The 19,597-nt window shown below is 47.7% G+C and carries 19 protein-coding genes and 1 rRNA gene; 12 read left to right on the forward strand and 8 right to left on the reverse strand.

Features of this window, described 5'->3' with window-relative positions; all coding sequences use genetic code 11:
- The 6 genes from rpsM to EZJ49_RS16300 all read left to right on the forward strand — a co-directional run bounded on the left by rpsM (position 1) and on the right by EZJ49_RS16300 (position 3,969).
- Positions 1-375: a 30S ribosomal protein S13 gene (gene rpsM / locus EZJ49_RS16275; protein WP_011165331.1), complete on the forward strand. Its 375-nt coding sequence runs from the start codon at positions 1-3 to the stop codon at positions 373-375.
- 14 nt (positions 376-389) lie between these two features.
- Entirely contained in the window at positions 390-782 is a 393-nt protein-coding gene (rpsK, locus tag EZJ49_RS16280) for a 30S ribosomal protein S11 (RefSeq protein WP_262553313.1), read from the forward strand.
- A gap of 12 nt (positions 783-794) precedes the next feature.
- Positions 795-1,421 carry a 30S ribosomal protein S4 gene (gene rpsD / locus EZJ49_RS16285; RefSeq protein ID WP_262553314.1) on the forward strand — a complete coding sequence of 209 codons (627 nt, stop codon included), beginning with the start codon at positions 795-797 and terminating at the stop codon, positions 1,419-1,421.
- A gap of 20 nt (positions 1,422-1,441) precedes the next feature.
- Positions 1,442-2,473 carry a DNA-directed RNA polymerase subunit alpha gene (locus tag EZJ49_RS16290; RefSeq protein WP_262553315.1) on the forward strand — a complete coding sequence of 344 codons (1,032 nt, stop codon included), beginning with the start codon at positions 1,442-1,444 and terminating at the stop codon, positions 2,471-2,473.
- Positions 2,474-2,623: 150 nt separating this feature from the next.
- The gene (gene rplQ, locus EZJ49_RS16295) at positions 2,624-3,154 is read left to right on the forward strand and encodes a 50S ribosomal protein L17 (RefSeq protein WP_316963669.1); all 531 of its coding nucleotides are present in this window, start codon (positions 2,624-2,626) and stop codon (positions 3,152-3,154) included.
- A 248-nt stretch (positions 3,155-3,402) separates the two neighbouring features.
- Positions 3,403-3,969, forward strand: a complete 567-nt coding sequence (locus tag EZJ49_RS16300) for a TlpA disulfide reductase family protein (protein ID WP_262553316.1) — start codon at positions 3,403-3,405, stop codon at positions 3,967-3,969.
- 43 nt (positions 3,970-4,012) lie between these two features.
- Here EZJ49_RS16300 and EZJ49_RS16305 read toward each other — a convergent pair whose 3' ends face one another.
- From EZJ49_RS16305 to EZJ49_RS16315, 3 genes are all read right to left on the reverse strand, one after another.
- A complete protein-coding gene (locus EZJ49_RS16305; protein WP_262553317.1) occupies positions 4,013-5,119 on the reverse strand; it encodes a hypothetical protein in 1,107 nt (368 codons plus the stop codon).
- Between the two features lie 198 nt (positions 5,120-5,317).
- Positions 5,318-7,273, reverse strand: a complete 1,956-nt coding sequence (locus tag EZJ49_RS16310) for a TIGR03545 family protein (RefSeq protein WP_262553318.1) — start codon at positions 7,271-7,273, stop codon at positions 5,318-5,320.
- A gap of 12 nt (positions 7,274-7,285) precedes the next feature.
- Positions 7,286-7,810, reverse strand: coding sequence for a TIGR03546 family protein (locus EZJ49_RS16315; protein ID WP_262553319.1), 525 nt, complete (start codon positions 7,808-7,810; stop codon positions 7,286-7,288).
- 95 nt (positions 7,811-7,905) lie between these two features.
- Between EZJ49_RS16315 and EZJ49_RS16320 the strand changes: the two genes are divergently transcribed.
- Together EZJ49_RS16320 and EZJ49_RS16325 are read left to right on the forward strand one after the other, a co-directional pair.
- Entirely contained in the window at positions 7,906-8,886 is a 981-nt protein-coding gene (locus tag EZJ49_RS16320; RefSeq protein ID WP_262553320.1) for a D-glycero-alpha-D-manno-heptose-1,7-bisphosphate 7-phosphatase, read from the forward strand.
- A gap of 48 nt (positions 8,887-8,934) precedes the next feature.
- Positions 8,935-10,185, forward strand: coding sequence for a mechanosensitive ion channel family protein (locus tag EZJ49_RS16325; protein WP_262553321.1), 1,251 nt, complete (start codon positions 8,935-8,937; stop codon positions 10,183-10,185).
- Between the two features lie 29 nt (positions 10,186-10,214).
- On the opposite strand, the gene EZJ49_RS16330 is transcribed toward EZJ49_RS16325, so the two are convergent.
- Positions 10,215-11,207, reverse strand: coding sequence for a lysylphosphatidylglycerol synthase transmembrane domain-containing protein (locus tag EZJ49_RS16330; RefSeq protein ID WP_262553322.1), 993 nt, complete (start codon positions 11,205-11,207; stop codon positions 10,215-10,217).
- Positions 11,208-11,385: 178 nt separating this feature from the next.
- On the opposite strand from EZJ49_RS16330, the gene EZJ49_RS16335 reads away from it, so the two are divergent.
- The gene (locus tag EZJ49_RS16335) at positions 11,386-12,765 is read left to right on the forward strand and encodes a mannose-1-phosphate guanylyltransferase/mannose-6-phosphate isomerase (RefSeq protein WP_262553323.1); all 1,380 of its coding nucleotides are present in this window, start codon (positions 11,386-11,388) and stop codon (positions 12,763-12,765) included.
- 33 nt (positions 12,766-12,798) lie between these two features.
- On the opposite strand, the gene EZJ49_RS16340 is transcribed toward EZJ49_RS16335, so the two are convergent.
- Entirely contained in the window at positions 12,799-13,638 is an 840-nt protein-coding gene (locus EZJ49_RS16340; protein WP_262553324.1) for a murein L,D-transpeptidase catalytic domain family protein, read from the reverse strand.
- A 256-nt stretch (positions 13,639-13,894) separates the two neighbouring features.
- Here EZJ49_RS16340 and EZJ49_RS16345 point away from each other — a divergent pair, with 256 nt between their 5' ends.
- From EZJ49_RS16345 to EZJ49_RS16355, 3 genes are all read left to right on the forward strand, one after another.
- On the forward strand, positions 13,895-14,152 hold the full coding sequence (locus EZJ49_RS16345) for a hypothetical protein (protein WP_262553325.1): 258 nt from the start codon (positions 13,895-13,897) through the stop codon (positions 14,150-14,152).
- A 158-nt stretch (positions 14,153-14,310) separates the two neighbouring features.
- The gene (locus EZJ49_RS16350) at positions 14,311-14,886 is read left to right on the forward strand and encodes a hypothetical protein (RefSeq protein ID WP_262553326.1); all 576 of its coding nucleotides are present in this window, start codon (positions 14,311-14,313) and stop codon (positions 14,884-14,886) included.
- Positions 14,864-15,793, forward strand: coding sequence for an HTTM domain-containing protein (locus tag EZJ49_RS16355; protein ID WP_262553327.1), 930 nt, complete (start codon positions 14,864-14,866; stop codon positions 15,791-15,793). The genes EZJ49_RS16350 and EZJ49_RS16355 overlap by 23 nt, the downstream gene beginning before the upstream one ends.
- On the opposite strand, the gene EZJ49_RS16360 is transcribed toward EZJ49_RS16355, so the two are convergent.
- The 3 genes from EZJ49_RS16360 to EZJ49_RS16370 all read right to left on the reverse strand — a co-directional run bounded on the left by EZJ49_RS16360 (position 15,734) and on the right by EZJ49_RS16370 (position 19,597).
- Positions 15,734-16,657, reverse strand: coding sequence for an HTTM domain-containing protein (locus tag EZJ49_RS16360; protein WP_262553328.1), 924 nt, complete (start codon positions 16,655-16,657; stop codon positions 15,734-15,736). The genes EZJ49_RS16355 and EZJ49_RS16360 overlap by 60 nt on opposite strands.
- The gene (locus tag EZJ49_RS16365; RefSeq protein ID WP_262553329.1) at positions 16,626-17,219 is read right to left on the reverse strand and encodes a hypothetical protein; all 594 of its coding nucleotides are present in this window, start codon (positions 17,217-17,219) and stop codon (positions 16,626-16,628) included. Before EZJ49_RS16365 ends, EZJ49_RS16360 begins: the two co-directional genes overlap by 32 nt.
- Before the next feature lie 871 nt (positions 17,220-18,090).
- Positions 18,091-19,597 (reverse strand): 16S ribosomal RNA (locus tag EZJ49_RS16370).

Here is a 19,597-nt window from a genome sequence, read left to right on the forward strand (position 1 = left end):
ATGGCACGTATTCTTGGTGTCGACTTACCTAGAAATAAGCGCGTTGAAATCGCGTTGACATATATCTACGGCATTGGCCGCCCTCGTGCTGCTATGATCTGCAAGCAAGTTGGTATTCCTTCTGAACTAAGAACTGAAGGTTTGACTGATGAGCACATTGCTAAAATCCGTAGTATCGTTGAAGCTAACTTCAAAGTTGAAGGTGACTTGCGCCGTGAAATCGGACAGTCCATCAAACGTTTGATGGATTTGAACTGCTTCCGTGGCATTCGTCATCGCAAAGGCTTGCCTGTTCGTGGTCAGAACACTCGTTCTAACGCACGTACTCGTAAAGGTCCTAAGAAGACGGTAGCTAACAAGAAAAAAGCCGTATAATTGAGGTTGCGTAGATGAACACTGATAAAAAAGCTGTTGCAAAGAAAAAAGTTAAAAGAAACGTTCCTCAAGGGAACTGCTATATCCAAGCTGGGTTCGGTAACGTTATCGTAACGATGACAGATCCAACCGGAGCTACTGTGTCCTGGTCCTCTGCAGGTCACCTCGGTTTCAAAGGAAGCCGTAAAGGTACTCCATACGCAGCTCAGTCCGCGGCAGAAGACGCTGCTAAGAAGGCTATGGAAGCAGGTATGAAATCTGTGGACGTTTACTTGAAAGGTCCAGGCGCTGGTCGTGAGCCTGCAATTCGTGCATTGGCTGCTACGGGAATGAGAATCTTGTCTCTTAAAGACGTGACTCCAGTTCCTCATAACGGTTGCCGTCCACCTAAGCGTAGAAGAATTTAATAGGAGTATATCGTGAGCTGCATTAACGAAAGCGTTTGTAAGCTTTGCCGTCGCGAAAACGTGAAACTTTTCTTGAAAGGTGACCGTTGTTACACTGATAAGTGTTCTTTCGAAAGAAGACCTTATCCGCCAGGACAACATGGCCAATCTCGTTTGAAGTTCTCTGAATTTGCGCTTCAATTGCGTGAGAAACAAAAAGCTAAGAGATACTACGGTGTTTCTGAGAAACAATTTGTGAAATATGTTGGAGAAGCCAACCGTTCAAAAGAATTGACTGGTACCGCGCTTCTTAAGTTCCTTGAGACTCGTCTTGATAATGTTGTGTACACTTTGGGGTACGCAAATTCACGTCGCGAAGCAAGACAGCTTGTTAAGCACAACCATTTCCTGTTGAATGGTAAAAGAGCTAACATCCCAAGTATTCTAGTGAATAAGGGCGATGTTATCACTGTAGCTGAATCAAGCCGCGAAATGGTTAAGATTCAGTCTGCTATCCAAGCGGTAGCTAGACGTTCTGTACCAGCATGGCTTGAAGCCGATCATGCTAAGTTCACTGGAACTGTTAAAGATCTTCCTAATCGTGAAGACGTAGCAGTTGCTGTTGAAGAAAACATGATCGTTGAATACTACTCAAGATAATTTTACCTCTCGGGGGAGCTATGCAAGAGCATTATTATAAGTTTTGGAGAGAAATGATCAAACCAAAGGGATTTGAGGTTGATCGTGATTCTCTTCGTGATGACTACGCTAAATTCATTATCCGTCCCCTTGAAAGAGGGTTTGGCGTTACCTTGGGTAACTCCCTAAGAAGAATTCTTCTTAGCTCCATGATGGGTTCTGCAATTACAGCTGTTAAGTTCGAAGGCGTATTGCACGAGTTCACTACGATCCCAGATGTTCTTGAGGACGTCACTGACATCATCTTGAACCTCAAAGAAGTGCGCTTTAAACAATATACTGCAGATTCTTTGACTTTGAAGATCTCCAAAAAAGGTCCAGGCAAAGTAACTGCAGCTGATATCCAAACTAGCGATAAGATCGAAGTTTTGAACCCAGATCTTCCAATCGCTACTTTGGGCGCAAATGCAAACTTCAACGCGGAAATCGTTGTTAGTTTCGGTCGTGGCTATGTTCCAGTAGAGAACAGAGAAACAGACCTTCCGGTTGGCTTTATCGGCGTTGACGCTCTTTACAGCCCAATCAGAAAAGTGAACTACAACGTTTCCAATGCACGTGTTGGTCAAAGAACTGACTACGATGCATTGACTCTTGAAGTTTGGACAGACGGTTCTTTGAAACCAGAAGAAGCTGTGGCTCTTTCATCTAAAATCATGAAAGAACAACTGCAAATCTTCCTTACTTTCGACGAGACTATGGAGCCTGCAGAAGAAGCACGCGAACTTGGTTCCCCAACATTGAACGAGAACTTGTTCCGTTCTGTTGATGACCTTGAGTTGTCTGTACGTTCTGCAAACTGCTTGAAGAACGCTAACATCCGCTACATTGGTGAGTTGGTTGTTCGTTCTGAGGCAGAAATGCTTAAGACCAAAAACTTTGGTCGTAAGTCATTGAACGAGATCAAAGAGATCTTGGGCGAAATGGGTCTTGGTTTGGGTATGAAGATCGAAGGCTGGCCTCCAGCTGGTTGGGACCCAAGTCAACCTCCTCAAAAGAGAGAGACTCAACAGTAATTAACGGCACCAAGAATGGTGTTTGAACACGCGGCCCTGCGGGGCTGCGAGGGCACGGAGCCCTGAAAAGTAACACTCGACCAAATTAACAAAGAGTGTTCTATCGTGTTGATACCTGATACGGTCAGCACGTTGAAACCGGAGAATAAAATGAGTTCACACAGAAGAAGAGTAAAACATTTTGATCGTAAATCTGGCCCAAGAAAAGCTTTGTTGAGAGGTCTTGTGACTTCTTTGATCGAGCACGGCCGTATCACTACAACTGTTGACCGTGCTAAAGAAGTACGTCGTCACGTTGAAAAAGCGATCACACTTGGTAAAAAAGGTGACTTGGCAGCTACACGTCTGTTGCTTTCCCGCTTCCCAAATAAAGAAGCAGTTGCAACTATCATGAAGGACTTGTCTCCACGTTTCAAAACACGTCCAGGTGGTTACACTCGCATCATCAAAATCGGTCGTCGCCCTGGTGACACTGCTGAGATGGCGTTCCTTGAGTTTGTAGATTACGATTTCGAAGCTAAAGCAGCAAAAACTGAAGAAGCTCCGAAGGCGAAAAAAGCCGATGCTAAAGCTGCAAAACCAGCAGTTAAAGCAAAAAAGGCTTCTACTAAGCTTGTAGCAGCGAAGAAAAAAGCTGTTAAAAAGACTCAAAAGAAAGCAAGAGCAGCAGCTCGCGCTTAATTGAATCTCAAAGATAGATCTTTAAAAGGCTCAAGGAAACTTGGGCCTTTTTATTTTCCGAATAGAAGCTCTTTTTTTCGGTATTCCTCTGATAGTTCATTCCGGATTCTTTTCTTTGATCGTCACAAATTTCCTGCCGGGCTCTTAATAAGTGATAGCATGGGCACAGCCCTCCTTGGGTTGCGTCTTGCCAAGAGTGGCGGGGACTTCTATTTTGAAAGTGTTCTTGCCCGTTGTTGGAGGTCTCTATGAAGCAGCATCTAAAAGCTTTCGTTATCGTCGCGGTTTTGGCTATGGCAGGCCTGTGGGCTTACAGTACGTATTTTGCCAGCAGGCTGAATCAGACCTCTTCTGACTATGCAACCATCGAAGCAATGGAAAAAGAGGGCGTGGCGAACTTTGCGATGAAGAATCTGGATGGCAAAGAGTTCCAGCTTCAGGACTACAACGGCAAAGTGGTTATTCTGAACTTCTGGGCTTCATGGTGCGGGCCTTGTATCGAGGAAGTTCCTTCCTTGATCAAGCTGGTGAAGGAATTCAAAGGCAATGTGCAGTTGATCGCTATTTCCGGCGATAGCACTCGCAATGACATTGATGTCTTTATGAAGTCCTTCCCGGAAATGAAGGGTGAAAATATCCATATTGTTTTCGACGAGGACCATTCACTGATGAAGAAGTTCCAGGTTGCCAGATTGCCAGAGTCTTTGGTGCTGGGAACTGATCACAAGCTGGTGAAGAAGGTCGTTGGATCTATCGAATGGTACAATAAGGATTCTGTGGCCTACATCGAGTCGTTGCTGAAGACTCAGCAATAGCTCCTGTAAAAGCATAAAACGGCCATTCTTGGCCGTTTGTCGATTAAGGAATCCCTTCCACGCAATCATACTGTAGGTCGATCTTGGTCCCTTCGATCAGAGAGTACGTGAACTTAAGGATGTTCTTATCCACTTTATAATTGTGAATGGAAAGACCATCAATGCTCACTTTCAAAGACGACGGCACTGGCTGGCACTCCAAAGTCAGATGGGACAGAGAGTTTACGATCTTATCCTTGAACGTGTTCAGATTTGCACTGTAATCCGCATCACAGATACTTCCCACGCCACCGTCAGTCAGCTTGGACAGCTCTTCATAGACATAGCCGGGGTGACTTGGAGAGGTGTCCTGATCCTGTTCAGCTTCACAAACGGCATCGCCGGGTTTCACGATGATGGAGCTAAAGGTAAAGCGAACATCTTCGCCAAAGACTGATTTGGATTTGCTAACCAAAGTCGCTGGTTGATCCTCGGATTCCATCGGTTGTAGGACGGCCGCGGCATCGTTGGCTTTCACGCGCGAAGCCACTCCGCCGACAGAGCGTTCGTCTTCATCAGAAATCACAATCACAGAAATCGCGGCACCCTCACGATAACACCCATGCACGTCTTTATTGGCAAAGTGATCGTGAGCGGCCTTGATCCCGCGCTCGTCCCCGGAACTGCCGCCACCAATGGTCAGTGTATCAATCGTGGACGTGAAGATCGTGTTCAGGTTGCCAGTGCCTTTCTTTAAAAGATAAGCGGGAACTCCCGCAGGGGGAGTGTAGTTGGTCCAGGAATAGGGGCTGCCATAGGCCAGACTGCCTCCGGAGGAAAGACCACGGGTGGTTGTCAGGCACATCTGCCAGTCGATATTGCTGGCATCCAGAGAGCTTACAAACGTGGACATGCGAGCGGCCAGTTTCTTCAGCTCCGGCAGCATGGAGTTGGAATCATCCAAAACAAAAAGGAAGTCCACTTGCTTGTTACCGTAAGCAACCACTTCTGTTGTGGAGACGGTCTTATTAGGGGCCGGGGTTGGAGGCGGAGTGATGGCCGATGACTCCTGCTCCGGAACCGGTGTGAAGTTCATCTTGGCGCAGCCAGCGGTCAAAGTCATAACCACACAACTCAGAACTATAAAATGTGTATTAAGCGATGCTTTCATACCTACCTCTTCGTCAAGAGTAGCATGAAAATGAATGCTTAAAACAGAGGCAACATCAAAAAGCGAGGAAAATTGATAAGTAAAAACAGGAAGTTACGAGTTAGCGTCGAAGCTTTCGACAGGACCTGTTGAAAGCTTCGACGAAAAGAAATGAGTCGAAAACGACTGTTTGAGAGCTAGTCAGAAAAACAAAAAAAATTACCAGCCGAATTTCTTCTTCAACTCATCGACGGCTTTCTGTCCTTCTTTTTCGAGTTGTTTGCGGCCCTGATTTTCAGCATCTTTCTTGGCTTGATTGATGCGGGCTTCAGCTTGTTTTTTCTGCTCGTTCAACTGAGCCTCGGCTTTTTTGACTTCGCTGTCGAACTGACCTTTTAGTTTGTTGATCTCAGCTTCCACGCGGGCCTTTTGTTTGCCGATTTCCTCGTTCACGTAAGCTTCGATTTTTTTGCGGGCTTCGTCGATTTTGGCCTGAATCTGTTTTTCAAAGCCTTTTTGCAGTTCCGGGCCCAGATTCGAGTTGATCGACAATGGCACATTCGGAAAGACCCCCTGACCATCCACGGTCAAAGTCACCACCGGGATGCCATTAAAGACCGCCTTCAGAATCTGATCGGCGATATCATTTTTAGAAGACACTTTGTAATCAATTTGCGTGAACTTGTTATCCATCGCCACAGTTACATTCTTCAGAGCCACAAGCTGTCCCTCGACACCCAGAGCGCCTTTGGCTTTATTGAAGGCGATTTCAACATCCGGGGTTTTCACCAGATCCTTGCCTTCGATCGCATAGGAATCGACCTTGAATTTATAGTCGATCACGCTGTCGGCTTTGGTGTTGTCCAAAGACAAGCGCACCAGGAAGCCGAAGATTTCTTTGGACGGGAAGTCCCCGGCCAAGGTTGCCACAGTGGGTTTGCCGATCAGGGCCTGATTGGAGGTGATATTCAGAATCTCACCTTTGATATTACCGGCGTCCGGAGTCAGACCTGCTTGCGAACTGACGGCCGTGCGTTTAATCCAGAACAATGGATAAGAGTTCGGGCGACCAAATTCATAGCTGATGCCCTTTTCACGCGGATGCGGCTGGATGGCCACTTCGGTTTCTGACGGGCTTTTCTTTTTCATCAGATTTGGCGGAATGTATTTTTCAGCCATGGCTTTGTAACGGAAGAACTTGGCTTTATAAGGTCCCAGATAGCGATTGAAAATCGCCATGGACAGGGACTTCGCATCCAGTTTTGGAATACGGAAGTGCTGTTCCAGACTCTTGATATCTGTTTTGACTTGTTTTTCGATCTCTTTGTACTGGGTTTCCAGAGTTTTCAGGTCTTTCTTTAGGTCGTCGCCTGTGGATTGCACCTGTTTGTACATGGCATCGCCATCTTTGAAGACCTTGTCCAGCTCTTGCAGGGAAGTTTGCAATTCCTGAGGGGTTTTAAAGTCCTTGGTTTTGATTTTACCCAGACGGGCGTTCAAGGCTTCAATGTCTTTACCCTGTGGCAGGGTTTTCAGACGAGCGTCCCATTCGCTTTGCTTGGCTTTTAAATCCTTTTCAAATTTTTCCAGCATGGCCTTGGAAGGCAAAGAGTCCTGAAGTTTCTGCAACTGAACGTTGGCATCAGTGCCGGTCAGCATGGCGATAACATCGCCCAGAACATTTTCGCCAGCCTGATCCTTGGCTTCCTGAAGGGCCTGTTCTTTGATTTTTTCGGCCATGCCGGGTTCATTGGAAACAGGCTCTGGCGGAGCCACCTTGCCCGGGCGGATTCTTTTGTTGCCGAATTCGATTTGTTCAACTGCGGCTTCGTTGACGACGGCTTTTGCGCGCAACAAGGCATCCCACAGCATGGAGAAACGGATGTCGCCGATTTTGATCGAGTTGTGCGTCGGCTTTTCCGCATCAGTGACTTCGATGCCCTGAATGCGCAGGCTGGCGTCGAAGAAACTGGTTTTGACGTTGGCGATATTTACTTCGGCACCGATGGCTTTGTATCCGGCCCATTCCATTCCGCGACGCAGGTGTGTGTCGAAGAAGAAGTGGAAGTACAAACCAATCAGGGCACAGATGATCACAAACGGAATAATGGCTTCCCAGCGGATCGGGCCTTTTTCTTTTTTCTTTTTTACGGGTGTTGTTTCTGGTGTTGTCATAGTGCTGTCGTCCTATCCGTAAAGATTGTCGTAAGTGCAGTACCAGTTATAAAGCTTTGTGGCGGTGAAGGCCTTCCAGAACTTGGTGCCTTTGAATCTGGCGACCACCGTTGCGCGGTATTTAAGGATCGCAAACTTAAAGCCAAAGAAGGCAAAAGGCAGCAGCAGAACGGAAACGATCATGGAGCCCATGACGATGGAATTATTAAAGCGAGTCATCGGTACAAAGGGCATATTGTACATGCTGACAAACAGCGGGCGCAGGGATTCGTTTTCCAAAACAGCTTTACCCAGAAAGTGTGCGGGCTGGTCGAATAGAAAAGCCACAAACTTAAAGAAGAAGGCCGACAGGAAGGCGGCGCCCAGTTGCACTCTGAAAACAAAAATCAGAGCGAAGACCAAAAGTGTCTGAATGGAAATGAACGGGGCGAAGCCCAGAATCAATCCCAGTGAAAGTCCCCACGCGAGCTGGTTGGTACCGGTGTCCGAGTTGAGGAGTTTCAGAAAGTTGAATATCTGCTTGAGTAACGCTGTCATGGATTCCTCCTGCAGCGATTTTAATAAGCATAAATGCAAGGCGGCAAGTAGAAACCCGAGGACAGGGGAATTGGTCTGTTGTAAACTGGGGCCCTATGTCACATCCATTGGAGCTTTTGATTCTTGAAACAGTTCAACTGGGAGGAAGTCTTGTCTTCCTGTCGGATCAGGCTCCGTCAACACTGCCGGTTTGGACCGGGTCCCTGCAAAAGCACTTCGCTGCGGAAATTCCCTTTGTCGTTCGACGTGCAAAGGATTTGACGAACAAGCGTTTTGCGACCCGCCCAGAGGATTTGGTTCTGTTTTTTAAAGAGCAGGAGTCTTTGTTGCCACAGATGGAAAGTCTTCTGTCCGGTCAACGGGCTTTGTTGGGAACGGACGCGGCTCGCTTAACAGATTCCTGGGATTTTATTTTTTCTGATATGACGATGGAGTTGTGGGAGACTCTGTTGCAAAACCTGCGCAGGCAGTGGGATCAGGCTTCGGTTCTGCAGGGGTTGCCGGGTGAACATCAGACGCCGTGTTTGTTTCTGGACCGCGATAATGTCGTGGTGAAGGATGTCCCTTACAATAAAGATCCGAAGGCTGTTGTTTTGATGCCGGGGATTGCAGAGTTGATCAACCGGGCGCATGCGCGGGGGTGGTGGGTGGCTTTGGTCACCAATCAATCGGGTTTGGGGCGCGGACGAATTACCTGGGACGAATATCAGTCTGTACATCAGCAGATGCTGCGTCTTTTGGCGGAACAAAAAGCCTGGATTGATGACTGTGAGTGGTCGGCCTTTATCAGCGAGTCCGGCACGCAACGCGGCCGTCTGTTGGCTGGAATGAGAAAACCCCGCAACGGAATGTTTTTGAAGATCAACGATACATTGAAAGTGAATATGTCCCGTTCTGTTATGGTGGGGGATAGTGCTTCGGATTTGAAGGCGGCTTATGCCGCCGGAGTGAAGAGTCTTTATTTACTGGCTTCGGACCAAACGGCGAAGCAGGAGGAAAGTTTAAAGGGTTACCGTGCTTTGCATCCTGATTTTCGATACATAACGGTCCAGTCTTTGGAGGAGATTTCACTGTAATGAAATCTGGGGGCGGGGGTTGTAAAAAACCCCAACTGAAAGGAGTTCATGATGGAAATTGACTATAAAATCCTACAGCTGCCGTTGGTGCAAACCTCTCTGGCGATTCTTGTGGTGCTGGCCTCCCTTTATCTTTTGGATGTGGTCATTAAGTGGGTGGTTAGAGGAGTTGTTAACTCTTCCCAAATGGACAGCCATGAATGGGTGAAGGCTTTTTTGCAAAATAAGCGGTTAATTAGCTGCGTGTGTTTTTTGCCGTACCTTTTTATTATTCATCTGGCTTGGGAATGGGTGCCTCATATTCCCGAACGACTTTCAATGATGGTGCAAAGATTTATTCTGGCCACGGCTATTTTGGTCTGTCTGTTTATTCTGTCACAAATCACACGTGTTATTGATGAGCTTTATCGCCGTCACGAGATATCGCGTTCCCGTCCTATCAAGGGGTACCTGCAAACAATCGAGATTGTCGCTTACTTCATGGGGATTATTTGTATTATGGCGGCATTGTTGGACAAATCACCGGTTATCTTTTTAAGCGGACTGGGAGCCATTACGGCCATCCTGCTTTTGATTTTCAGGGACAGTATTCTTTCTTTGGTGGCCGGGATTCAGCTGACCATGAACGGCCTGATCCGAGTGGGGGACTGGATTGAAATGCCTCAGTTCAATGCGGATGGGGATGTTGTTGAAATTGCTTTGCACAGTGTGAAGGTTCAGAATTGGGATCGTACGATCACTGTTATTCCCGCCCATAAGTTTTTAGAGCACAGTTTTAAAAACTGGCGGGGAATGCAGGAGGCCGGGGGGCGCAGGATCAAAAGATCCCTGAATATTGATATCACGTCGATTCGCTTTTTGACTGCGGATGATATTCAGAAATTTTCGCAGTTCCGGCTGTTGCACAAATATCTTCAACAGAAGGTGCAGGATGTGGGGGCTTATAACCAGCAAATTGATTCCGAGGCATTGAAGTTCGGGGTCAATACTCGCCGTCTGACGAATGTCGGAACTTTCCGGGCTTATTTGACTGAATATTTGAAAGAACATCCGTTAATTCATAAGAACATGACTTTTATGGTTAGACAGTTGGCGCCGGGTTCTGAGGGGCTGCCGATAGAGATTTATGTGTTTACGAATGATACTCGCTGGGCGGTGTATGAGGGGGCTCAGGCGGATATATTTGATCATTTGCTGGCTGTTTTGCCTGAATTCGGGCTGCGTTTCTATCAGCAGCCTTCCGGGGATGATATTAAAAAGTCATTGGGGCGTTTGGTGGCTCAAGAAGTCATGCTGTAAAAGCGGCCCCGTTTTGAATAGCGGGGCTTCTACATTTTTTCAAGTGCGGAAGTACTGACGCGTTCTTTGATACGCAGATAGAAGAAGGCTCCGGCCAGGCTGACCACGAAGGTGGTGACTTGGAAGGCCGTGATCACTGTCGGGCCGACTTCCGAGGTGTTCCCGTTGTAAATGTTAAACAGGAAATAGAAGGCAGCTTGCCCCACGCCGACTCCGGCCGGGGAAATGGGAATGGCAGTGGCCATGTAGCCCAGTGGTGCGACCAGGAAGTAGGTCTTTGCCGCGATCTCTGTGAAGCCGGCAGCGTTACCCGCCAAAATCAGGAATAGAATCGAGCAGGCCTGCGACAGAAGGCTTAGGAACAGAACCAGCATGAAGCGTTTTCCATCTTTGCCGTACAGGTGCATGCTTTCATAAAGCTTCATGAATTTTTCTGACAACGGCAGCTTGTGGATGACTTTTTTCAGAATGGATTTGTCATAGACTTTTTGCGAGAAGATCAGTGCCAGTGCGATGATAAAGGCAAAAAACAGACTTAAAATAAACCAGAATAAAGTTGTCAGAACAGGCACGGTCATAATGTGGTGCAGGTCATAGATCATGACCAACAAGGCCAAAAGAACCATTGCGAACAGACCCAAAACACGGTCCATAAGCACGCTGGTGACGGCAACAACTTTGGACCCGGGATTTTCCCGGGTGAAGTAGAAGGCCTTGATCACGTCGCCACCGACCCCGCCGGGCATGGCGAAGTTAAAGAAGGACCCAATCAGACTAAGGCGAAAGACTTTAAACGGACTGACTTGAAGCCCTTGGGATTTGATCAGTGTGCGCCAGCGCTCACTGGCCAGAAACAGGTTTAGCACCACCAAAAGCAGAGCCACCGAAGCTGCTGCCGGAGTCAGAAGATTTTTAAGGGCCGCGAAATTCAGTTTTCCGGATTGCACCAGCCAATAGATAATACCGGTTGAAAAGAGAATCTTGGAAGCTTGAACCAGGAGCTTTTTGGTGTGTTTAACCATAGGGGTTTGTCTTACTTGAAAACAGGGCAGAACTCCAGAGAAATGGCTGGTTTATGAAGCTCCGAAGAGGCTATTTCAATGGTGTCTCAGATTTTTGACCAATCGAGCCATGATGCGGCTAAAAATACTCACTCCCATCGTTTAGTGCTATAAAAGAGAGCTCATTTTGGAGGTCGTCTTGATACCAGTAATCCTATCCGGTGGCAGTGGAACGCGATTGTGGCCCGTGTCTCGTCAGCAGATGCCCAAGCAGTTCTGCGATATTTTCGGCGAGCCGTTGCAGACCCTGACACTTAAAAGATGCCTGCGTATGGGAACTCCGTGGATTGTGACGTCCAAAGCTTTGCAGACCCTGACAGAGCTGAATTTAAAACAGAATAAGGCGGAACAGGTTCAGGTGGTTTACGAACCTGTTGGTAAAAACACGGCTCCGGCGATTGCGGCCCTGTGTAAGCTTTTGTTGGATCAGGGAAAAGGATCTGAAGTTGTCGGAATTTTCCCGTCGGATCATTTGATTGCCAAAGACGAGGTGTTCCTGAAAGTGGTGGATTTTGCCAATACCGTTGCACAGGAAAACCGTGTGGTGACTTTGGGGATCACGCCTTCTTATCCGGAAACAGGCTACGGTTATATTCAGACCAAGGCAGTCAGCCTGAAGGATGGCCCGGGCAGTCTGAAGGCCTATTCCGTTGTGAAGTTCCATGAAAAACCGGATTTGCAAAAAGCCAAAGAGTTTATTGCTCAAGGAAGCTTCAGTTGGAACGCGGGAATTTTTGTCTTTAAGGTTTCCCACATGGCCAGTTTGTTTGAAAAACATCAGCCGGCATTGTGGCAGCAAATTTCTGCTTTAAAGGCGGATGCCTCCAATCTGGGGGATATCTATGCTCAGGTGCAGAGTATTTCCATCGACTATGCCATTATGGAAAAGCTGAATGATCAGGAACTGGCATGTATTCCGGCTGATTTTGGCTGGAATGATGTGGGTTCGTGGGATGCTGTGGCCGCTTTACAAAAGGGTCAGGACATCATCAACATTAAGGGTCAGGAAAATTTTGTTTTCGGTGATCCGGCGAAGAATTATTCCATGATTGGGATGGAAAACGTGATCGTGGTGGATACCAAGGACGCTTTGATGCTGGTGAAAAAAGGCCAGTCTCAGGACGTGCGTCATGTGGTGGAAAAGCTGACACAGCAACAGTCGCCTTTGGTGAAAGAGCATGTGTTTGAATACCGTCCGTGGGGCTATTTTGAAATTCTGAAGGATACAGAAAACTTTAAATCCAAAGTGATTCGTGTGAATCCTCATTCTCAGTTGTCCTATCAATCCCATGCAAAAAGAGAGGAACACTGGACGATCACTCAGGGCTCTGGCGAGGTTGTGTTGAACGATCAGGTGATTGCGGTGAAAGCGGGAAGTCACATTCATATTCCGCTGGGGGCCAAGCACCGTATGCGTAATAATTCTGACGAAATGCTAGAGTTTGTGGAGGTTCAACTGGGAACCTACTTTGGCGAGGACGATATTGTCCGCTATCAGGATGATTATAAAAGAAATTAAAAAAGAAAAGGGATGCTTCAAGCATCCCTTTGTTTATTTGGCAGCGGCGGCAGAGTCAGCGGTTACAGAAACGGCGCTTTGGCCTTTTCTGACGCTTTCTTCCTCATCCGGCAAGTCCACGTCTTCATCATCTTTTTCACTGCCTGCCTGAACCTCTTGAAGTGTCGGGTCCTTGGCTGCGGAAGAAATCAGATCCTTGTGGTAAGCGTAAATCAGACCGCCATCTTTAAAGCCATTCAGCATTTTTCTGATGATCCCCGGAGCGACAGCCGGGCAACCCCAGCTGCGACCCAGACGGCCCTGGCTTTTTACATAGTCTTCAGAAACATAGTTGGCAGCATGAACAACAATGTCGCGTTCAGCAGCATTGCTGTTGGAAGCCTCAAGGCCGTACAAGTTCAAAGATTCACCGTGACCGCCAAAGTAGGTGTTGCCACCCAGGAACAGACCCAGTGAAGACATTTTGGAACCATCAATATTAGAGAACTTGGCAGCAACACGAACACCGGAGCCTTTACCGTGAGCCACGAAATGCTTGGCCACAGAGCCGTCTTTCAGATTCATAACATACAGACGTCTTTCATTGGAAGGCTTGGAGAAGTCGATAACGGCGATAAGTTCACTGCGGATTGTGACTTCGCGATCATCCATGAAGGTTTTTTCCTTGCCACGCACTTTTGAGCGGACCTTGATTGTTTTGCCGGAGTTTACATCCAAAAACTCAAAGGTTCTTTGTACGGCGGCTTCAGGCACACCTTGCTTCACGAACATGTCATAAAGGCGCACATCTTTGACTTTTCTGTCATACAGGCTTTCCGCGAAGCTCTGTAAGCTGATCAGTGTGATGATAAGGGTGGTGATGAGAGTCTTCATGTTTCCAACTTTCCGCTAACGTTCGTGTTCAGATTCCGTGGTTCTATATACAAGCCATGTGCCATATTTTGTGGACCTATGGACCCCCTTAATTCGAGCTGATTTCGGCGGGGGTGCCGTTTCTGGGCTTGGTGTGCAGAAGATAGTCAGGCAGGCGGGGTTCGCGCAATATGCTCTTAAACAGATTCCAAGGTTCCCGATTGGCGTCCCCCGGGGGACGGAGATAAGACTGTTTGAAAACCATAAGGAGCTTTTCATGAAAATCTTGTTAGCCATGGCAACACTTTTGTTCACGAGCTTGAGTTTTGCGGCGAAAACCTATCAGGTGACGGGACCGATTCTGGAGCTGTCGGATTCACGCATTGTGATTCAGAAAGGCAGTGACCGCTGGGAGATTGAGCGCAATCCCAACACACGGGTGAGCGGAGATCTGAAGGTCGGAGAAAAAGTCACCATCGAATACACGATGGCTGCTGATAATGTTGAAGTGAAGCCTAGCTCCAAAAAGAAATAAGTTTTCTGTCAGCCCCAGCCGCCTGTGCCGGGGCTGTTCTGTTGCCATTCAGAAATCTAGTTAAGCGAAACGTAATTGAGCTTACAGCAAACGAGATTGCTCGGGGAATCATCGTTCAGATATCTATTTTGATGCCTGATACATCAAGGTAGGTGCAAATGACGATGCTTAAGAAGTCTTTGATATCCGTATTTATAGCCGTTCATGTGATTATGATGGTCACGGCCGCTTTGCCGGACCGAAGTGCTGTGGGGGATCAGGTGCTGCGGTTCCTGTCCGCCTATCAGGTGTTTTTCGGTTTGGATCAGACGTGGAGCATGTTCGCTCCGAATCCCGCTTCGGTGAATTCTTATTTGACGGCCACTTTGACATTCAAGGATGGTTCGACAGAGCAATGGACCTTCCCAAGAGCTTCTCAACTGGATGATATGGAGCGCTTCACAGCCGGGGAGCGCTATCGTAAATACCAGCAGGAAAATCTTCTGCCCATGGAAAAAGAGGAGCTGTGGTTTGACCTATCCCGCTATGTGGCCCGGGAGGTTGAGCATATTGAACAGCAGGGGCGTGGGCGCCAGTTGCAGGAACTTTATTTCTATCGTCACTTCAATGTGGTGGCTCCACCTTCACAGGTTTTTATTCCGCATGGAAAGATGAGCACTCAGTACACCACGGAAACAGTTTTCCATTTCAAACCCACCGGAGGTCCTCGCTATGAAGCTAGCAACAATCACTAGGTCGCTGGATGATTTCTTTTTTAAGCCCCAGCCAGCGCATAGCGTGGCCTTGATGAGGATTTTATTCGGGGCGGTTTTATTGATCAACTGGTTCATGATCTGGAGCCATCTGGAAACCTTCTGGGGCATTGACGGGCTGTTTTCCATGGAAAGCGCCATGAAATACAGCCATGCCTATCGTTTCAGTCTGTTTGAACTGCTTCCGCCCGATGGCCGTGTGCCGATTCTGCTGGCGCTGTTGAATTTGGCGGCCGCACTGGGGGTCTTTTTCGGGCTGTTTACTCGCACCTCGATTGCCATCGCCTTTTTTACGTTGCTGTCTTTTCATAACAGAAATGTCTTTATTCTGAACAGCTCAGATATTGTGATTCGGAATTTTGTGTTTTTGCTTTTCTTTACACCTTGTGCAGACCTTTATTCATTGGATCGTTGGATTGGCTTGAAAAGAGGAACGGTGCCAAAGATTCCGGTGGAAAAAAGCCCCTGGGCTTTGCGCTTGATGCAAATCCAGTTCAGCCTGATTTACATCGCCACGGTGATGTTTAAAATGAAAGGCACGATGTGGGCAGATGGAACTGCGGTCTATGTAGCCACGCGTTTGGATGAGTTTGTGCGTATGCCACTGGATATTCTTAATAACATCATGATCGTCAAGTTTCTGACGTGGTCCACTCTAATCGTGGAATTTGCACTGGGAACTTTGGTATGGATCAAAGAACTTCGTTATTGGGTTCTTTTGGCAGGTATGGGGCTGCATCTGGGGATTGAGGTCACCATGAATATCCCCATGTTTGAATGGGTGATGATTTTCGCAATGCTGTGTATGGTTGATTCCCGTGATATTCAGTCATGGATACAGGCGGCCAAAGAAAGCCGTTCGCTGAAAAGAATCCATCCAGCGTTTTAGATCCCGTGAATCCACCATGCAGATCATAAGTATAATCATGGCCCATTCAAAGACCGGGATGGCCATGGTGTATTCGATGCCCAAGTGAAAACCAATTCCGGCCAGTAAGATCCAGTACCGCAGCTCTTTAATCCACACCAAAGTTCCCAGTGCAAATTCCACGATTAGAGTGGACCACGTTAGAAATTTAATAAAGATCATGCTGTTTAAAAGGGGCAATTCAAAACGAACAAAGTCGTCTAAACGCGTGGCTACATAGACAGCGGTGCCATCCATCCAGCTATCGCCCTTGATTTTAAACAATACGGTGGCGATATAGATGATACAGAATTGAATTTGGATCAAGCGCAAAGCCCAGGGGCTTTTTTCGACGGGAACTTCGGGGGCACGGCCTTTTTGGCGCAGAATCCAGCGATCTACTGACAGCCAATCTGCACAATGGGTGAAGAACAGGAAGAATAGGAAAACTCTTAGAACAGAATCTGCACTGTTTAAAATAAACCCATTGCGATGGTGGAAAGACACCAGAGTCACAAAGGCGATAAAGATTGCCGTGCGTGTCCAGGCTCCTGCGATAATTCCCAGAACGGCGAAAAGATTTATAAAAGCCAGCGTGCTGACGACTTTACCTGTGTTGGGCAGATAGTCGAACAGGGAAAAGCGCAGAGGATTTCCGAACTGTTGGGCTGTTTGCAGGGAAATCATGCCATGGGGTCCGTAGAGAATGTCCAAGTCCGTATAAAGCATCACCCAGTTCAATAACAGCAGCAGACCCAGGCCGATTCGCAGCAGGGCCACACTGTACACTGGCTGCGGAGCAAAAAGAAAATCATCAATGGCTTTGCTGACTGTTTTGAACTTCATGACGAACCCTTTCGTAGGTGGGGAGGTAGTGGAAGACATGAGTGATATTAAATTTATTACTGCGTTGCCCATGGGGAATAAAAGTTCCTTCGGGCGGTAAAAGGATGCGGCTTTCAAAGCGTTTGAACTGAATTTCCTTTAATGTGCGCCCGGAGTTTCGGGCGACTTCCTGCTGCATCACTTCACGGGTGATATAGCGGGATAAATCGAACCATACCAGATCATTGTGCTGAGGCAGCAGAGTTTCCTGCCCCAGAATACGATAGCGATCTCCCGTTAACACCTGCCGCAGGAACGGCAGCTCTTGAGGCCGAGGCAGTTTCCATACAGCGGTGCTACCATCGTCAAAGAGCAGATCTGCCTGTACAAAGGCTGTTGTATTCATCGGATTTGGTGCAAACATCGACCATGGCTGATAGAGCATGGCTGCGGCTTGATAACGTGATACCAATGAGATGAAGCGGGCACCAAGCGCACTTTGATCGGGCAGGCCATCAGCAATCATAATACCGACATTCACTGAAAAGAAGATAACGATCAGTATTTTCTTAAGTGGTTTCATCGGCCCTGCCTTTATTTCGAGCCATGAGTATTAACATATTGATTCGGAAAAAGTGCTTACGCTTTTGTAAGATGAAGCACTTCCACCGAGGGAAGACATTTCGCCAGTGCAAGAAACATAAGAAGTGGAAAGGTTTTTTTGGCGGGCGCAAGTTGTTTGTTATCTGTGTTTTCTCTCTGAAAAGAATGAGTTTTGCTGTTTTTTTTGTGGCTTCTTGATGAAGCTTTCCGGTTTGATATGTCAAAGCACAGACAATGATGTGTCAATTAAATGGCTGAAATTATTGTTTCTGTAAGTGTCCAAAGAAACTCCTGCGTTCTAAAAAATTTAATCAGCTTAACAAAATAAAAAACACTTCGGGGGATGGAGACCGCGCGGAGCGGTATCACAATGAGGTGTTAAACAAGGAGAATGCAATGAGTGGGAAGTCAAGGAAGGTGATTTTCTTGGCCGGATTGTCGATGATCGCGAATGTCGCATTCGCGAAGACGACGACAACTCCAAATGCCAATAATGAAGCGCGGAAAGTTCTTTCGGACAATAGGGGAGAGGGGGGATTTGTAAACTTCAATTCCTCTGAGGGCCGCGCTCGCAGCATGTGCTTAATTAACAAAACCTGGGTGCCGTGTGATGACGGTGTAAGCCTTCAAGTCGTTGGCAACAACGGCAACAACGGCAACAACGGGAATAACGGCAATAATGTAAATAAAGGGAATAACGGAAATAACGGGAACAACGGTAACAACGGTAACAACGGAAATAACGGAAACAACGGAAACAACGGGAATAACGGAAACAACGGGAATAACGGGAATAACGGGAATAACGGGAATAACGGGAATAACGGGAATAACGGGAATAACGGGAATAACGGGAAGGTGATCCAGCCGCAGGTTCCCCTACGGCTACCTTGTTACGACTTCACCCCAATCATCGACCATACCTTGGGCGCCTGCCTCCTTACGGTTAGCGCAGCGACTTCTGGTACAGCCGACTTTCATGGTGTGACGGGCGGTGTGTACAAGGCCCGGGAACGTATTCACCGCGGCATTCTGATCCGCGATTACTAGCGATTCCAACTTCATGATCTCGAGTTGCAGAGATCAATCTGAACTTAGATAGCTTTTAAGCGATTTGCTCTACCTCGCGGCTTAGCTTCGCTCTGTGACTACCATTGTAGCACGTGTGTAGCCCTAGGCATAAGGGCCATGAGGACTTGACGTCATCCCCACCTTCCTCCGGTTTAACACCGGCAGTCCATCTAGAGTGCCCAACTGAATGCTGGCAACTAAATGCAGGGGTTGCGCTCGTTGCGGGACTTAACCCAACATCTCACGACACGAGCTGACGACAGCCATGCAGCACCTGTGTACCGACTCTTGCGAGCGACGACGTTTCCGCCAATCTTCCAGTACATGTCAAGCCTAGGTAAGGTTCTTCGCGTTGCATCGAATTAAACCACATGCTCCACCGCTTGTGCGGGCCCCCGTCAATTTCTTTGAGTTTTAATCTTGCGACCGTACTCCCCAGGCGGGATACTTAACGCGTTAGCTTCGTCACTGAAGGGGTCAATACCTCCAACAACAAGTATCCATCGTTTACGGCGTGGACTACCAGGGTATCTAATCCTGTTTGATCCCCACGCTTTCGGATCTCAGTGTCAGTGTTCGGCCAGTTACCCGCCTTCGCCTCCGGTATTCCTGTTGATATCTACGTATTTCACCACTACACCAACAATTCTAGTAACCTCTCCGACACTCAAGCTTCGCAGTATCAAATGCACTTCCAGGGTTGAGCCCTGGGCTTTCACATCTGACTTACAAAGCCACCTACATCCGCTTTACGCCCAATAATTCCGAACAACGCTAGGATCCCTCGTCTTACCGCGGCTGCTGGCACGAAGTTAGCCGATCCTTTCTTACAGGGTACATTCATTGTGTTATTCCCCTGCGACAGAGCTTTACGACCCGAAGGCCTTCATCACTCACGCGGCGTCGCTGCATCAGAGTTTCCTCCATTGTGCAATATTCCCTACTGCTGCCTCCCGTAGGAGTCTGGACCGTGTCTCAGTTCCAGTGTGACTGATCATCCTCTCAGACCAGTTAAAGATCGTCGCCTTGGTGAGCCATTACCTCACCAACTAGCTAATCTTACGCGGACTCATCTTGGAACGAAAAACCTTTGACCCCTAGAGCCGCAGCTCCTGTGGTCTTATGCGGTATTAGCTAATCTTTCGACTAGTTATCCCCCACTCCAAGGCAGATTATCCACGCGTTACTCACCCGTGCGCCACTAGTACTCACCCGAAAGCTTTCCCCGTTCGACTTGCATGTATTAGGCACGCCGCCAGCGTTTGTTCTGAGCCAGAATCAAACTCT

This window comes from Bdellovibrio bacteriovorus, assembly GCF_025558485.1.
GTDB classification, from domain to species: Bacteria; Bdellovibrionota; Bdellovibrionia; order Bdellovibrionales; family Bdellovibrionaceae; genus Bdellovibrio; species Bdellovibrio bacteriovorus_G.

What these genes read in the sequence shown, in the direction of transcription:
- rpsM (WP_011165331.1), top strand. Translation starts at nt 1, where the DNA reads ATGGCACGTATTCTTGGTGTCGACTTACCTAGAAATAAGCGCGTTGAA.
- rpsK (WP_262553313.1), top strand. Translation starts at nt 390, where the DNA reads ATGAACACTGATAAAAAAGCTGTTGCAAAGAAAAAAGTTAAAAGAAAC.
- EZJ49_RS16290 (WP_262553315.1), top strand. Translation starts at nt 1,442, where the DNA reads ATGCAAGAGCATTATTATAAGTTTTGGAGAGAAATGATCAAACCAAAG.
- rplQ (WP_316963669.1), top strand. Translation starts at nt 2,624, where the DNA reads ATGAGTTCACACAGAAGAAGAGTAAAACATTTTGATCGTAAATCTGGC.
- EZJ49_RS16300 (WP_262553316.1), top strand. Translation starts at nt 3,403, where the DNA reads ATGAAGCAGCATCTAAAAGCTTTCGTTATCGTCGCGGTTTTGGCTATG.
- EZJ49_RS16305 (WP_262553317.1), bottom strand. Translation starts at nt 5,119, where the DNA reads ATGAAAGCATCGCTTAATACACATTTTATAGTTCTGAGTTGTGTGGTT.
- EZJ49_RS16310 (WP_262553318.1), bottom strand. Translation starts at nt 7,273, where the DNA reads ATGACAACACCAGAAACAACACCCGTAAAAAAGAAAAAAGAAAAAGGC.
- EZJ49_RS16315 (WP_262553319.1), bottom strand. Translation starts at nt 7,810, where the DNA reads ATGACAGCGTTACTCAAGCAGATATTCAACTTTCTGAAACTCCTCAAC.
- EZJ49_RS16320 (WP_262553320.1), top strand. Translation starts at nt 7,906, where the DNA reads ATGTCACATCCATTGGAGCTTTTGATTCTTGAAACAGTTCAACTGGGA.
- EZJ49_RS16325 (WP_262553321.1), top strand. Translation starts at nt 8,935, where the DNA reads ATGATGGAAATTGACTATAAAATCCTACAGCTGCCGTTGGTGCAAACC.
- EZJ49_RS16330 (WP_262553322.1), bottom strand. Translation starts at nt 11,207, where the DNA reads ATGGTTAAACACACCAAAAAGCTCCTGGTTCAAGCTTCCAAGATTCTC.
- EZJ49_RS16340 (WP_262553324.1), bottom strand. Translation starts at nt 13,638, where the DNA reads ATGAAGACTCTCATCACCACCCTTATCATCACACTGATCAGCTTACAG.
- EZJ49_RS16345 (WP_262553325.1), top strand. Translation starts at nt 13,895, where the DNA reads ATGAAAATCTTGTTAGCCATGGCAACACTTTTGTTCACGAGCTTGAGT.
- EZJ49_RS16350 (WP_262553326.1), top strand. Translation starts at nt 14,311, where the DNA reads ATGACGATGCTTAAGAAGTCTTTGATATCCGTATTTATAGCCGTTCAT.
- EZJ49_RS16355 (WP_262553327.1), top strand. Translation starts at nt 14,864, where the DNA reads ATGAAGCTAGCAACAATCACTAGGTCGCTGGATGATTTCTTTTTTAAG.
- EZJ49_RS16360 (WP_262553328.1), bottom strand. Translation starts at nt 16,657, where the DNA reads ATGAAGTTCAAAACAGTCAGCAAAGCCATTGATGATTTTCTTTTTGCT.
- EZJ49_RS16365 (WP_262553329.1), bottom strand. Translation starts at nt 17,219, where the DNA reads ATGAAACCACTTAAGAAAATACTGATCGTTATCTTCTTTTCAGTGAAT.